Genomic DNA, 13,237 nt, shown 5'->3' with positions numbered 1-13,237 from the left:
GGCAAATCCCTGGAGATGAAGGGTTCACTGTGGCTCTGGTCACAGATTCCGACTGTCGATAGTAGCTGACTGTCAGGCCTTGAGCCCAAACACCTCAGTCAAATGCTGCTCATAGCGCTTCACATCACCTTCAATGTCCGGGCGTTTCATCACGTCCACGCACAGGAAAGTCGGCAAACCGGTCATGCCGAGGAAGGTGTTGGCCTTGTGGAACGGGAAGTACACCGCGTCCACGCCTTTGGCTTCGAAGAAGTCGGTCGGATCGTCAAAGGCTTGCTGCGGCGCGTTCCAGGTCAGGGACAACATGTATTGCTTGCCCTGCAACAAACCACCACTGCCGTACTTTTGCGACGCATCGGAACGGGTGCGGCCGTCGCTGGCGTAGAGGCTGCCGTGACCTTCGGTGAAGACTTCGTCGATGTACTTCTTCACGGTCCACGGCGCGCCCATCCACCAGCCTGGCATCTGGTAAATGATCACGTCGGCCCAGACAAACTTGGCGACTTCTTCGGCGAGGTCATAGCCCTCGTCGATGAACGTGGTCTTCACGTCCAGGCCCCCACGATCCAGCACGCTGAGCGCGGTGTCATGCAGGGTGGTGTTGTAGCGGCCATCGGAGTGGGCGAACTTTTTGCCGCCGTTGAGCAAGAGGACTTTTTTCATGAAGGATCTCAGAAGGTTGGGAATTCGATGGCGGCAGAGTAGCGATGCGCCTCGCGCGGAATAAGCCACGAATTCACAAAATTCATTTGACCAAAACGCACGAATCGATAGGCGATTGTTGCCATAGACTTTCGCCGATTCTTATTTTCGAGGGATTTTTTCGATGAGTGATGTACAAGGCTTCATCCTGCACGCCAAGACCCGCCCGGAAAAAGCCGAGGCCTTTGAAGCGCTGTTTCGCGCCTATGTCGCGCCAAGCCGCGCCGAACCCGGTTGCATCGAGTACCACATGCTGCGCGACCAGCAGGACCCGACGCTGTTTATCTTTTACGAGATCTGGGAATCCCAGGCGCATCTGGATGTGCACTCGAACCTGCCGCACATGAAGCAGTTCCGCGAGCAGCGCATGAACTTCCTTGAGCGGGATTTCGACATTCGCGCCATCGAGATGCTCAGCCCGTCGTCTAGCCGCTGATCAGCAAGTGGCCGCCGAGTACACCAAGGCCGATGAAGAACACCCGCTTGAACAGCACGGCGCTGATCCGCTGACGCAACCACTGCCCGAGCAACATGCCGAGCACCGCCGGGATCAGCGCCAACAGCGAGGCGCTCAACTCGCCACCGCCCAAGGCACCGCGCCAGAACAGGCCGGCGGCCAGGGCCAGGGTCGAGACGGTGAAGGACAACCCCAGCGCCTGCACCAGGTCATCCTTGTTCAAGCCCAGTGCTTGCAGATAAGGCACTGCCGGAATCACGAACACGCCGGTGGCTGAAGTGATAACGCCGGTTAGCACACCGCAGATCGGGCCGAGCCAACGCTCGGTGCGACTGCCGACTCGCAACGCTGGCAGAAACAATCCGCTCAAGGCGTACACCAATAACGCCGCCCCCAATCCCCGCACCACCCAATGCCCGCCGGCCATGCCGATCCACAGCGTACCGGCGCCGGTGCCGATGAAGATCGCCAGCAGCATCCGCCACAAGCGTTTGATCAGCCCTTGCAGATGCCCGCCGAAGGCCAGTTGCCAGACGTTGGTCAGGGTCGCCGGGATGATCAACAACGCGGCAGCCTGCGACGGCGCCATAGCCAGGCCGAGCAGGCCCATGGCGATGGTGGGCAGGCCGAGGCCGATCACGCCCTTGATCATGCCGGCCAGCAGGAAGGTGGCGATGACCAATACAGACAGGGCCAGACCGAGGTTTTGGTAGAACGCGGCGAGTGTATTCATGGGGCTATCCTGCGCCCCGGCGGCCGGGTTGAAAATCTGTCATATACTGAGGGTGCCTCTTGATATGACAGAGGCACGATCGTTCCCACGCTCTGCGTGGGAATGCAGCCCGTGACGCTCAGCGTCACTTGCCGAAGCGGATGCGGAGCGTCCAATGAGGCATTCCCACGCAGAGCGTGGGAACGATCCTGTGGAAACTTATGCACTTCGACCTCACCGACCTGCGCCTCTATCTGAACATCCTCGACACCGGCAACATCACCGCCGGCGCCGGCCGCACGCATCTGTCCCTGGCCGCCGCCAGTGCACGCATCCGCGCCATGGAGGCGTCGCTGGGTATCGAGTTTCTACAAAGGAATCGCCGCGGCGTCACGCCCACGCCCGCCGGCAAGGCGCTGGCGCAACACGCCCGGGTGCTGCTGCAACAGGCCGAGCGCATGCAGCAGGATCTCGCCGACTACGCCAAAGGGGTCAAAGGCCAGGTGCGGTTGCTGTGCAACACCACGGCGATCACGGAATACCTGCCGGAGCTACTTGCGGACTTCCTGCGCGAGCATCCCAACCTCGACATCGACCTGCAAGAACTGCCCAGCGCGCGCATCACCCATGCCCTGCGCCAAGGGGCGGCGGACCTGGGTATCGTTTCCGACGCTATCGACACCGACGACCTGCAAACCCGGCCTTTCCGCGACGACCCGCTGGTCTTGATCCTGCCCCGCGATCACCCGTTGGCCGACGCCGGCGACGTCAGTTTCAGCGACACCTTGCACCATGACTACGTAGGACTGAGTGCCGACAGCGCACTGGCGGTGTACCTGGAAGAACAAGCCCTGCATATCGGTTCGAGGATGCAAATCCGCATCCGCGCCGACGGCTTCGATGGCGTGATGCGCATGGTCGCCCGGGGCGCCGGGCTGGCGATCGTGCCCTTGGCCGCCGTCGAACGCTGGCCAGGCGAAAAGCCTTTCCAGAGCCGCGCCCTGCAAGAGCCCTGGGCCCGACGCAAACTGCTGCTGTGCGCCCGGGACTTCGCCGCACTGCCCGGTTACGCCAACGCCTTGCTGCCCGCCTTGACTCTCCCCTGAGGGGCAGACTTTACCCTTGAGGTTTCATCATCAAGGACGCAGACGATGGGCAAGAAAATTCTGGTGATTCTCGGTCATCCTTCCAGCAACAGTTTTTGCGGCGCGCTGGCCGAGCGGTATGCGCAATCGGCGTTACGCGCCGGGCACGAAGTGCGGCAGTTGTTTCTCGGCCAGCTGGATTTCGACCCGGTGCTGCGTGAAGGCTATCAACAGATCCAACCGCTGGAAGCCGATCTGCGCCAGGCTCAGGCCGACGTTCTGTGGGCCGAGCATCTGACACTGGTTTATCCGATCTGGTGGGGCGGGATTCCGGCGTTGCTCAAGGGCTTTTTCGACCGGGTGTTCCTGCCCGGATTTGCCTTCAAGTACCGCGAAGGCAAGGCGTTTCCCGACAAACTCCTGCATGGTCGCACCGCGCATTTGCTGGTGACCATGGACACACCGCCCTGGTACTACCGCTGGGTCTATCGCATGCCGGGGCTGCACCAGATCCGCAAAACCACCCTGGCGTTTTGTGGCATAGAACCCCGGCGCACCCTCACCTTCGGCCCGATCCTGGGCTCCAGCGCGGGTCAGCGCGAAGCCTGGCTGCTGCGAGCCCAGGCTATCGCCGGCCGATAAGTCTGCCGATAATGGGCCCGGTTTACCCACGGCAAAAAAGGACTTTCCATGTACATCGGCCAGGCTGCGCAGCGTTCAGGAACCACAGTCAAGAGCATCCGTCACTACGAGGCCATCGGCCTGTTGCCACCCGCCAGGCGCCAGGGCAACTACCGGGTTTATGACCAACAGAGCGTCGATCTGCTGAGCATCATCAAGTGCGCCCAGCAACTGGGTTTCAAGCTCAAGGAGTTGCAGGCGATTTTCGCCGGCCACACCGGCCAGCCACTGGCATGGAGCGACGCGCAGCAGGCGATCACGGACAAGAAGCGCGAGGTCCACGACCAGATCGCTGCGCTGACCCAACGGCACGCGCAATTGGTCGAGTTTGAAGACAGCCTGCAAAACGCCTGGAAACACTGCCCTTTAGAGCGAACTTGAACGCCATTGTCCGTACGTTAATCAACGCAAAATAAGCCCAAGGAATAACTTGCAAGGTACGGCTACATACGTACTATAGCTCCGGAGCGAACGTGTTGTCCGAGAGCCGTTTTCGCACAGCGACAGCGGTCAAGGAAGAACGGATCAGCTCCAATAACCTACAAGGAATGAAGGGGACGCTATGGTTGATTCATCGGAGTTTCGTAACGCAATGGCGATGCTGGGCAGCGCCGTCACCATCGTCACAACGGATGGCCCCGCAGGCCGTTTCGGCTTCACCGCTTCTGCCGTGTGCAGCGTGACGGATTCGCCGCCGACGCTGCTGGTGTGCGTCAATCGCGCCTCGGCCAACCACGAGCATTTCAAAACCAACGGCGTGCTCTGTGTGAACGTGCTGACCGGGGGCCACCAATCCACCTCCGGCGCCTTCGCCAATCGTCAGTTGACCATGCAGGAACGCTTCTCCAGCGTTAACTGCCAGACCCTGGTGACCGGCTCGCCGGCCATCGAAGAAGCGCTGGTCAATCTCGACTGCCGTGTCAGCAAGATTGACGAGGTCGGTACCCACAGCATTTTTTACTGTGAAATCCTTGAGCTCAAACACAGCGAAGCCAAGGAAGGCCTGGTCTATTTCAATCGCAATTACTACCGTCTCAATGACGAAATGCGCTTGGCCCCCGATCAGTAATCGATGCCCCGAACTGCGTGACCGCCGCCGGTTTTTGCTGACCGGCAGCTCGTGCGCAACGGGTCATGACAGGGATGAAACCATGTTATTCAATGAAGACAACTTCGCGGATCTGGACCTGAACCTGATCATCATTTTCCTGGTGTTGTTTCGCGAGCGAAGTGTTTCGCGCACGGCCGAACGCCTGCACGTCAAACAGCCGGCAATCAGTGGTTCGTTGGCGCGCTTGCGCAAGAAGTTTGATGACCCGCTGTTCCTGCGCTCGTGCAACACGATGCGCCCGACGTCGAAAGCGGAAAAACTGGCCCTGGCCCTCACCCCGGCCATCAGCCAGATTGAAGCCGTGATCAACCTCTGAGACGCATCAGACAGACAGCCCTTTGGCCGGCCAACGGCCAAGGGTTCGCCGCCCGATAATAGCGGCTGGGGAAATGATCTTTGGGGGATGATGTCTGGGTGTTTTTTCAAGCTCGATTGCCGAGCCTGATGTCGAACTAGACCCGCGCCCAGAACGCCGGTAGAAAGCACTCGCTGACCAACAAGGCCGAGCCGTTGCGCGTAAAGCGCGAGCGCCGGGCCAGCAGCCGTTTGGCGTGTGGCGCGTAACGATAGGACAGCGCCGCCAACGGCGCGCCGGGGCTCAGCAAGGCACACTGGAACGGTTCGCGCAGGGTCTGTTCCGAGCGGTAGAGAATCTCCGCCAGCGGCCGGCCACCGTACCCGTTCAACTCGGCCCAATCGGCGCTCAGGGCCGGCACACTGGTCAGGCTGCGCGCCGTGACGCAGGCCTCGCCGTCGATCTTCATCACCACTTCGCGCACCCAGCCGGTGGATGCCGGCGGGACATCAAGCGCTTCGGCTTCGTCATGATTGAGCAGCGTATGCGACTGCTCGATGACTTCGATGGAATAGTCGCCCATGGCTTTGAGGCGCGGGGTCAACGCGCCGGGCAAAAACAGCCAATGGTGCTCGGGAGCGGTCAACTCCGACAACGGCCCGGATGACCAATAATGATTCGTTCCCATGCTCACACACCTCCCTGGTGATCGTGAATCGGTTGGTTGCCGTGAAGGGCACTGCCCTTCACCTGCGGTGGAACAACTGCATTCAAGCGTCGGCGTCTTCGGTGACTTCATGCTTGCTGATGACATCAACAGTCTGTTCATCGAACTTGACCGCGGTGAGCAGCGAATCGAGCAGCCCGGGAAACCGCAGGTCCATGTCCTCGCGGCGCAAGGACAAGAGGTTTTCCCGACCGTACGGCCGTTGCCAAATCAGGCCGCTGTCGCGCAAAACCCGCCAGTGATGGGTCATGGTCGACTTCGATGCGCCCTTGAGAATCCGGCCACAGGGGTGTTCCTGGCCATCGGCCAACACCTTCAACACGGTCAGGCGCAACGGGCTCCCCAGCGCGGACAGAACATTCTCTAACAAGATCTGATCCTGGTTGGGGTGATTCGGGACGTTCATAGGTAGGTACCTTTGAGGATATAGGCGGGAAAAGTCATGCGTGAATTCGTCTATACGAGAACAGTAAGACTATACACAAAGATCCCTTTTCCCGCGATCAACGCCCCGGGCGCTACTGCCCGCTGAACGCTACTGTTCGGTGTTCTTCGCTAACGGCGATTCAGGCTCCTGGAAGCCGCCGCCCAACGCCGCCATCAATGAAATCGAACTGTCGACGTGCTTGCTGTTGAGGTAAGCCAGGCGCATCTCGTCCTGAATCAATTGTTGCTCGATGTTTAGCGCGTCGAGGAACGTATCTTCCCCGGCCTTGTAGCGCGACTGCGAAAGCTCATAGGACGACTGGGCAATCGCACACGCATCCTGTTGCACCACGATCTGCTGTTCGAAGGAACGCAGCTGCGTCACCGAGATCGCGACTTCGTGCAGCGCCGACGTCAGCACCTGGTTGTAGTGCGCAATGGAAACATCCAGCTCGGCATTCCCGGCCTTGAGGTCGGAGCGCAAGCGCCCGGCATCGAAAATCGGCAAGGAAATGGTCGGCGCGATGTTCCAGAACTTGCTGACGCTGGCGAAAATCGCGTCACCGGACAAGGCATGCGTGCCCGCCGCAGCGACCAGGTTGATGTTGGGATAAAACGTGGTTTTGACCGCGTCGACATTCCTGTTCTCGGCCTCCACCCGCCAACGCGCCGCGACGATGTCCGGCCGGCGCCCGAGCAGCTGCGCCGGCAGTTGTGCGGGCAGCGCCACCGCGCTGGCTTGCAAGGTCGAAGGCCGCTCGATGCCCTGCGCCCGATCAACGCCCTTGCCCACCAGGACGGACAATTGCAGCCGCGCAATTTCGATGTCGTCCAGCGCACCGATCAGGGTCGATTCCGAGCGGGCCTTGAGGCTTTGCACCTGCTTCAACTGCGACAGGTTGTCCAGCCCCGAGTTGTAGCGCGAGTCCGACAATTCCACCAGTTTGCTCAAGCGCTCCAGATCCCGGCGATTGAGTTCCGAGACCTGCCAGGCATACGCCAATTGGTTGTAAGCCTTGACCACGTTGACCGTGAGAATCAGCTTTGACGATTGCAGGTCGACTTCCGCCGCCATGGCGCTGTTGAGCGCCGATTCCCAGGCCGCGCGCTGGCCGCCCCACAGGTCAAAGGTGTAGTTGAAATTGACCGCCAGGTTACGCGCCGTGAAGTACTTGTGGCCTTCGCCACTGTAGTCCTCGAACTTCGACAGACGCCCACGGCTGACCCCCGCCGAGGCGTCCATTTCCGGGTAACGCTCGGCATCGCGCAAGTCCAGGAACGCATTGGCCTTGGCGACCCGCGCCGAGACTTCCTGCAAGTCCGGGTTGCTCGCGTAAGCCTCTTCGATCAAGGCCCCCAGGCGTGGATCGCCGAGGGACGACCACCAATCGGCACGGGGCCAATTGGCCGGTGGCAGCGTGTCTTTCAGGCTGTTCGAGGACGCCTGGTCAATGCTCAGCAATTGGCCCTGATGATCGATCCCGGCGTAGTTCACACAGCCGGCCGTCAACAGGATCGAAGCGGCCAGCGGCGCCAGCATGAAGCGTGTAATCCGATACATACAACTTCCTCAGATGGGTTGCGGCGCACTGACCGAGTGAGTTTCAGCGGCGCGAGCCGGCTGCTTGATCGAGCTCAGCAAGGTGTAGACCGACGGCAGGATGAACAGCGTGAACAGCGTGCCGATCAGCATCCCCACCACAATCACCAGCCCCAGCCCGAAGCGGCTGTTGGCACCCGCGCCGCTGGCGAACAACAGCGGCGCCAGGCCCACCACCATCGCGGCGGTGGTCATCAGAATCGGCCGCAGACGCACTTGCGCGGCATGTTGAATCGCTTGCACGCGGTCCATGCCTTGCTTGCGTTGCAGTTCATTGGCGAACGCGACCATCAGGATCCCGTGCTTACTGATCAATCCGATCAAGGTAATCAGGCCGATCTGGGTGTAGATGTTCAACGACGTCATGCCCAGCGCCAGCGGCACCAGGGCACCGCAGATCGACAGCGGTACGCTGATCAGAATGATGAACGGGTCGCGGAAGCTCTCGTATTGCACGCTCAGCACCAGGTAAATGATCACCAGGGCCAGGCCGAAGGTGAACACCAGGCTGTTGCCTTCCTGCACGTACTGACGCGCATCGGACTGCCAGTCAAAACTGAAGCCGGCCGGGAAGTTTTCCGATTGTTTTTGCAGGAAGCCCACGGCATCGCCCAGGGTCACGCCCGGGGCCGGAATGGCCTGGAACGTGGCGGAGTTCTGCTGGTTGAACTGGGTCATGCGGTTAGGCTCGACCTTCATGCTCAGGGTGGCCAGCGTCGACAGCGGCACCGGGTTGCCCTTCTGGTCTTTCACGTAATACAGCTTGAGGGTTTCCGGGGTCAGGCGGTCGGCGGAAATCGACTGCGGAATCACGTCATAGGAACGCCCGTGGAAGGAGAACCGGTTGACGTACTTCTCGCCGATCAGGCTGTTGAGGGTCTCGCCGATGTCCTGCATGCGAATGCCCAGGGCGTTGGCCTTGGCGCGGTCGATCTGGATTTCGACCACCGGGTTGTTGAAGTCCAGGTCGCTGTCCACCACCGCAAACAAACCACTGGCCTGGGCCGCCTGCTTGAGTTGGTCCATCACGTTGAACAACGCCAGGTATTCCTGATCGCTGCGAATCACCATTTGCACCGGCAACCCGCCGGTCGAGCCCGGCAATGGCGGCATCTGGAACACAAAGATGCTGGTGCCTTCGATCTGGTTCACCTTCGCCTGCAAGTCGGGCTGGATGGTGTTGGCGTCGCGCCCGCGTTTTTCCCAGTCCACCAGGTTGATCCCGCCGACGCTGTTGGACAGCCCGTCGGAACCGTTGGCCACCCAGTTGCTGTAACCCTCGGGAATCTCGTTGAACGTTTCGTAGAGCTTGTGGGCGTAGGCTTCCAGGTAGTTGAGGTTGGCATGCTGCGGTGCCTTGATGGCGGTCAGCAGGATGTTCTGGTCTTCCAGCGGCGCCAGTTCGGTCTGGGCCGAGCGGTACAGGAACGGCAGGCTGAAAAAGATCACCAGGGCCACGCTCAGGCTGATCCAGCGTCGAGCCAGCGAACCGCCGAGCAATGCGCCGTAGCGCCGGGCCAGGTACTGGAAGAAGCGGTCGGCCTTGACCGCCATGAAGCCTTCGCTGCTTTTGGCATCCAGCAGGCGGGTACTCATGATCGGCGACAACGTCAGCGCGACGATCCCGGAAATCACCACCGCACCGGCCAGGGTCAGCGCAAATTCCTTGAACAGCGTACCAGTGAGGCCGCCCATCAAGCCGATCGGCGCGTACACCGCCGCCAGGGTAAACGTCATCGCCACCACCGGCCCCGCCACTTCACGGGCACCGATCAACGCCGCATCGAACGGCGTCTTGCCCTCCTCGATGTGCCGGTGGACGTTCTCCACCACCACGATCGCATCGTCCACCACCAATCCGATGGCCAACACCATCGCCAGCAAGGTCAGCAGGTTGAGGCTGAAGCCGAACATCTGCATCAACATCGCCGCGCCGAGCATCGACAGCGGAATGGTCACCAACGGAATCAGCACGGTGCGGAAGGTGCCCAGGCACAGGTAAATCACCAGCACCACAATCACCAGCGCTTCGAGCAGCGTGTACGACACTTCGTCAATCGAGGACTGAATGAAGTGCGCCACTTCGAACGGGATTTGTACGGTCACACCCGGCGGCAGGGTTTCCTGGATCTGCGGGATCAGTTCCCGCACACGCTTGACGATCACCAGTGGGTTGCCGGTCGGCGCGGCATCGAGGCCGAGGAACAGCGCCGGGACATCGCTCATCGAACCACTGGTGTCGGTCGCGGCCGCATTCAGCTCGACCGTGCCCACGTCGCGCACTCGAATGATCCGACCGTTGTCGTTGCGCAGCACCATGTCGCGGAAGTCTTCGACGCTGTTGAGGTCGGTGTTGACCCGCAGGTTGCTGACCACGTACAGGCCTTTGACCTGACCCGGTGCGGCCTGGAAGTTATTGCCTTCGATGGCTTTCGACACGTCTTGCCCGGTCATGCCGTAACCGGCCAGGCGTTGCGGGTCCAGCCACAGGCGCATGGAGAGTTTCTGCTCGCCCATGATGTTGATTTTCGCCACACCTTCGATCCCGGCGAACATCGGCTCGACGACGCGGGAGATGTAATCGGACATCTCCGGGATGGTCAGGTTGGAACTGGCAAACGCCACGTAGGCCACGCTGGTGAAGCCGCCCGAGGTGCGTTCCACCACCGGGTCATAGGCATCCTTGGGCAAGCGATACTTGATCTGGTTGACCTTGGCCATCACCTCGGTCAACGCCGAGATCGAGTCACTGTTGAGGGCCATGCGGATCGTGACCAGGCTGCGGCCCTGGGTCGATGACGACGACAGGTAGTCAATGCCCTCGACCGAGGCCACGGCCTGGCTGATCGGCTGGGTGACAAAGCCTTGCATCAGTTCCGACGAGGCTCCGGGGTACTGGGTGGTGACCGTGATGGTCGACGTCTCCAGCATCGGGTACTGGCGGATCGGCAAGTTCAGCAACGCACGCACACCGAACAGCAGGATCAGCGTACTGACCACCACTGCCAGCACGGGGCGGCGGAGAAAGATGTCGGTAAATTTCATTGTTTCGACCCGGTTGCGAGGTTAAGACCAATCGTGTCCGGAACACCTTCCACCGCCACGCCGTCATGGAGTTTCAACTGCCCGGAAGTCACCACTTGCACGCCTTCGGTCAGGCCTTTGTTGACCACCGCCCAGCCATCGCGACGCTCACCGACCTTGATGCTTTCACGTTTGACTTTGGTCACGCCGGCCTCGTCGAGGTACACCGAGAACACGCTTTCGCCATAAGCGTTGTAGGTGATGGCGGTTTCCGGGATGAGCAGTTCCGCGGTTTGCGGCAGCGTCACCGAAACCCGCGCATACATGCCTGGGCGCAGCAGTTTTTTGGTATCGGTAATCACCGCCTGGACGTTAATGGTGTGGGACTGGTTGATCTGTGGATCGACCGCCACGATCTTTCCCAGAAACTTCACATCGGCCCAGGCATCGACCTTGGCCTGCACGGTCTGGCCCAGTTCCACGCGGGAACCATCGCGCTCGGCCAGAGTGAAGTTGACCCGCAGCACACCCGGATCGGTCAGCGTCGCGACAGCGCCGCCGGCTTCGAGGTATTGGCCCAGATGCGCCTGGCGAATGCCCAGGGTGCCGGCGAACGGTGCACGGATATGCCGCTGGGCAATCTGCGCCTGCATGCGCTCCATATCACCTTTGGCGGCATCCAGTTGAGCGCGGGCACTGTCGAAGGCACGGCGGCTTTCGGCACCGGTCTTGGCCAGTTCCTGCACCCGAGCGAATTGCGCCCTGGCGGATTCGAACTCGCCCTTGAGGCGTACCAACTCACCCTGTTCGGGCGCATCGTTAAGGGTCAGCAGCACTTGCCCGGCCTTCACTTCATCGCCGGACTCGAAATCGATATCAACCACCTTGCCGCTGACTTCAGCCGAGACCAAGACCTGACGCTGCGCTTCGAGCTTGCCGATCGCTTCGAGGTAGTAGGTGTACGGTTGCTTCTTGACCTGGGCCAGACCGACCCGGGTGCTGGGGATTCGTTGTTCGGCAGCCGCCGGGGCCGGTGACCAGAAACGCCAGCCCAATGCGCTGGAAATGATCACGACGAAGATAATAAAGACCAGTGTTTTAACTATATTTCGAGCAAGCATGTGGCACTCCCTTGACTCTTTACTGCGAGCACAAAAGTTTAAGAATTAAGAAAAAAGAGGCGACACAAACCCGGCGAGTTACTAATCCCTGTGATCAATCACTCATAACTCGCCGAACTTGTTTATTAGCGTATTACGCCGCAATCAGTACGTTGGTTTTATCCAAATACAGTTTGCCAATACCGTGCAAGTTCAAAGGCGACAAGGTGAAGTGCTTTGAACCGGTATGAATATCGCGGAAGCAACGTTCCAGGAAGCTGGTTTTGTAAACCGCCTTGGAACCGGCCAGTGCATAGATCTGATTGACCGCATTCACCGAGTTTTCCGTGAGGACCGAAGCGGCCAGGCCGACCCGTGCGCTCACCGGTTCACCGATGGTTTCACCGCGGTTGATCACTTGGCAGATGGCGTCTTCGAGCAACAATTGCGCGGTGTGCACCGAAGAAATGGCGCGGCCGGTCTTCTCGAAAATCACCCCTTCCAGCCCCGGATCGGTATTCACCGCGCGGTCATTGCGAAAGTGATCGACCGCGGCCCGGGCCACGCCCAGTACGGTGGACATCGCCGCCAGCGTGCCGAACTCGTAGTACCCCGTGGCATAAGCGCGGGAGCTGCGAATTTCCGGGGATTTTTTCAGGGTTTCGACGTCCAGGGAGAACGCCTTGTTGACCAGCACCTGTGAACATTCAAAGTGGTTGCTGCCGGTGCCGCGCATGCCCAGGGTGTCCCAGGTATGGTTGATCTTGCACTGGCTGGCCGGGACGAAAAACATCCGCACCTCAGGCGCCGAGCCGTTGGCCGGGCCTTTGACGGTGGCGGTGCACACCAGCCAGTCGGCGTGGGCCGAGCCGCTGGCGAAGGCCCATTTGCCGCTCAACAGGTAGTCGTCGCCCACGGGCAACGCTTCGCCGCCGGAGTGGATCGCCCCGATCACGAAACCGTTGCAGGTGCTGTAGATCGCTTCGGAAGTGTGCTCCGGCAAATAGTCGGAGAGGCGCCCCATCGCCACTTGTACGGCCAATTGCCAGGAGACGGAAGCGTCATGCCGGGCGAATTCCAGCAGCATGGCGGAGGTGGTCTGGATATCGACCTGGGAACCGCCAAACGCCCTGGACACGGAGGTCCGGGCAAAGCCTTCCTTGAAAAGCTCAGACATCACATCCTTGTGAGTCGCATTCGTCTGCTCGCTGTAATCCCGGTGTTTAAGGATCAAAGGATTCAGTGCACGTACCTTCTCAAGCCATTCATTGGATTCGGTGGGAAGGTTATTCCATTGCATTAGATTTTTCATAACGG

General features: G+C 60.3%; 14 protein-coding genes. 6 read left to right on the top strand and 8 right to left on the bottom strand.

Features of this window, described 5'->3' with window-relative positions; translation table 11 throughout:
- Positions 1-72: 72 nt before the first annotated feature.
- Positions 73-663, bottom strand: a complete 591-nt coding sequence (mdaB, locus tag ACY4LX_RS05140) for an NADPH:quinone oxidoreductase MdaB (protein WP_149657696.1) — start codon at positions 661-663, stop codon at positions 73-75.
- A 163-nt stretch (positions 664-826) separates the two neighbouring features.
- On the opposite strand from mdaB, the gene ACY4LX_RS05135 reads away from it, so the two are divergent.
- The gene (locus ACY4LX_RS05135) at positions 827-1,138 is read left to right on the top strand and encodes a putative quinol monooxygenase (RefSeq protein WP_149657697.1); all 312 of its coding nucleotides are present in this window, start codon (positions 827-829) and stop codon (positions 1,136-1,138) included.
- Here the strand turns inward: ACY4LX_RS05135 and ACY4LX_RS05130 are convergent.
- Entirely contained in the window at positions 1,128-1,892 is a 765-nt protein-coding gene (locus ACY4LX_RS05130) for a sulfite exporter TauE/SafE family protein (protein WP_463259347.1), read from the bottom strand. The two genes, ACY4LX_RS05135 and ACY4LX_RS05130, sit on opposite strands and share 11 nt — an antisense overlap.
- A 200-nt stretch (positions 1,893-2,092) precedes the next feature.
- Here ACY4LX_RS05130 and ACY4LX_RS05125 point away from each other — a divergent pair, with 200 nt between their 5' ends.
- From ACY4LX_RS05125 to ACY4LX_RS05105, 5 genes are all read left to right on the top strand, one after another.
- Positions 2,093-2,977 (top strand): LysR substrate-binding domain-containing protein, encoded by an 885-nt coding sequence (locus ACY4LX_RS05125; protein WP_463259346.1) that lies wholly within the window; start codon positions 2,093-2,095, stop codon positions 2,975-2,977.
- Between the two features lie 45 nt (positions 2,978-3,022).
- A complete protein-coding gene (locus ACY4LX_RS05120; RefSeq protein WP_149657699.1) occupies positions 3,023-3,598 on the top strand; it encodes an NAD(P)H-dependent oxidoreductase in 576 nt (191 codons plus the stop codon).
- 48 nt (positions 3,599-3,646) lie between these two features.
- Positions 3,647-4,018: a MerR family transcriptional regulator gene (locus tag ACY4LX_RS05115; protein WP_463259345.1), complete on the top strand. Its 372-nt coding sequence runs from the start codon at positions 3,647-3,649 to the stop codon at positions 4,016-4,018.
- Between the two features lie 181 nt (positions 4,019-4,199).
- Positions 4,200-4,706, top strand: a complete 507-nt coding sequence (locus tag ACY4LX_RS05110) for a flavin reductase (protein ID WP_149657701.1) — start codon at positions 4,200-4,202, stop codon at positions 4,704-4,706.
- An 82-nt stretch (positions 4,707-4,788) separates the two neighbouring features.
- Entirely contained in the window at positions 4,789-5,064 is a 276-nt protein-coding gene (locus tag ACY4LX_RS05105; protein WP_149657702.1) for a helix-turn-helix domain-containing protein, read from the top strand.
- 136 nt (positions 5,065-5,200) lie between these two features.
- On the opposite strand, the gene ACY4LX_RS05100 is transcribed toward ACY4LX_RS05105, so the two are convergent.
- From ACY4LX_RS05100 to ACY4LX_RS05075, 6 genes are all read right to left on the bottom strand, one after another.
- The gene (locus ACY4LX_RS05100; protein ID WP_149657703.1) at positions 5,201-5,731 is read right to left on the bottom strand and encodes a chorismate--pyruvate lyase family protein; all 531 of its coding nucleotides are present in this window, start codon (positions 5,729-5,731) and stop codon (positions 5,201-5,203) included.
- A gap of 82 nt (positions 5,732-5,813) precedes the next feature.
- A complete protein-coding gene (locus ACY4LX_RS05095) occupies positions 5,814-6,176 on the bottom strand; it encodes an ArsR/SmtB family transcription factor (RefSeq protein ID WP_133838436.1) in 363 nt (120 codons plus the stop codon).
- Between the two features lie 129 nt (positions 6,177-6,305).
- A complete protein-coding gene (locus ACY4LX_RS05090; protein ID WP_463259344.1) occupies positions 6,306-7,757 on the bottom strand; it encodes an efflux transporter outer membrane subunit in 1,452 nt (483 codons plus the stop codon).
- Positions 7,758-7,766: 9 nt separating this feature from the next.
- Positions 7,767-10,841, bottom strand: coding sequence for a MexW/MexI family multidrug efflux RND transporter permease subunit (locus ACY4LX_RS05085; RefSeq protein WP_149657705.1), 3,075 nt, complete (start codon positions 10,839-10,841; stop codon positions 7,767-7,769).
- Complete coding sequence (locus ACY4LX_RS05080) at positions 10,838-11,941, bottom strand: efflux RND transporter periplasmic adaptor subunit (protein WP_149657706.1); 1,104 nt, start codon at positions 11,939-11,941, stop codon at positions 10,838-10,840. Before ACY4LX_RS05080 ends, ACY4LX_RS05085 begins: the two co-directional genes overlap by 4 nt.
- A 133-nt stretch (positions 11,942-12,074) precedes the next feature.
- The gene (locus ACY4LX_RS05075; RefSeq protein WP_463260565.1) at positions 12,075-13,220 is read right to left on the bottom strand and encodes an acyl-CoA dehydrogenase family protein; all 1,146 of its coding nucleotides are present in this window, start codon (positions 13,218-13,220) and stop codon (positions 12,075-12,077) included.
- Positions 13,221-13,237 lie beyond the last annotated feature (17 nt).

The organism is Pseudomonas sp. Emmai, assembly GCF_055179735.1.
The sequence above is the reverse complement of the archived record's forward strand: the minus strand, read 5'-3'. Positions and strand labels throughout refer to the sequence as shown.

Coding starts and splice junctions, on each gene's coding strand:
- ACY4LX_RS05100 (WP_149657703.1), bottom strand. CDS start 5,731: ATGGGAACGAATCATTATTGGTCATCCGGGCCGTTGTCGGAGTTGACC.
- ACY4LX_RS05120 (WP_149657699.1), top strand. CDS start 3,023: ATGGGCAAGAAAATTCTGGTGATTCTCGGTCATCCTTCCAGCAACAGT.
- ACY4LX_RS05095 (WP_133838436.1), bottom strand. CDS start 6,176: ATGAACGTCCCGAATCACCCCAACCAGGATCAGATCTTGTTAGAGAAT.
- ACY4LX_RS05105 (WP_149657702.1), top strand. CDS start 4,789: ATGTTATTCAATGAAGACAACTTCGCGGATCTGGACCTGAACCTGATC.
- ACY4LX_RS05085 (WP_149657705.1), bottom strand. CDS start 10,841: ATGAAATTTACCGACATCTTTCTCCGCCGCCCCGTGCTGGCAGTGGTG.
- ACY4LX_RS05075 (WP_463260565.1), bottom strand. CDS start 13,220: ATGCAATGGAATAACCTTCCCACCGAATCCAATGAATGGCTTGAGAAG.
- ACY4LX_RS05115 (WP_463259345.1), top strand. CDS start 3,647: ATGTACATCGGCCAGGCTGCGCAGCGTTCAGGAACCACAGTCAAGAGC.
- ACY4LX_RS05135 (WP_149657697.1), top strand. CDS start 827: ATGAGTGATGTACAAGGCTTCATCCTGCACGCCAAGACCCGCCCGGAA.
- mdaB (WP_149657696.1), bottom strand. CDS start 663: ATGAAAAAAGTCCTCTTGCTCAACGGCGGCAAAAAGTTCGCCCACTCC.
- ACY4LX_RS05090 (WP_463259344.1), bottom strand. CDS start 7,757: ATGTATCGGATTACACGCTTCATGCTGGCGCCGCTGGCCGCTTCGATC.
- ACY4LX_RS05125 (WP_463259346.1), top strand. CDS start 2,093: ATGCACTTCGACCTCACCGACCTGCGCCTCTATCTGAACATCCTCGAC.
- ACY4LX_RS05130 (WP_463259347.1), bottom strand. CDS start 1,892: ATGAATACACTCGCCGCGTTCTACCAAAACCTCGGTCTGGCCCTGTCT.
- ACY4LX_RS05110 (WP_149657701.1), top strand. CDS start 4,200: ATGGTTGATTCATCGGAGTTTCGTAACGCAATGGCGATGCTGGGCAGC.
- ACY4LX_RS05080 (WP_149657706.1), bottom strand. CDS start 11,941: ATGCTTGCTCGAAATATAGTTAAAACACTGGTCTTTATTATCTTCGTC.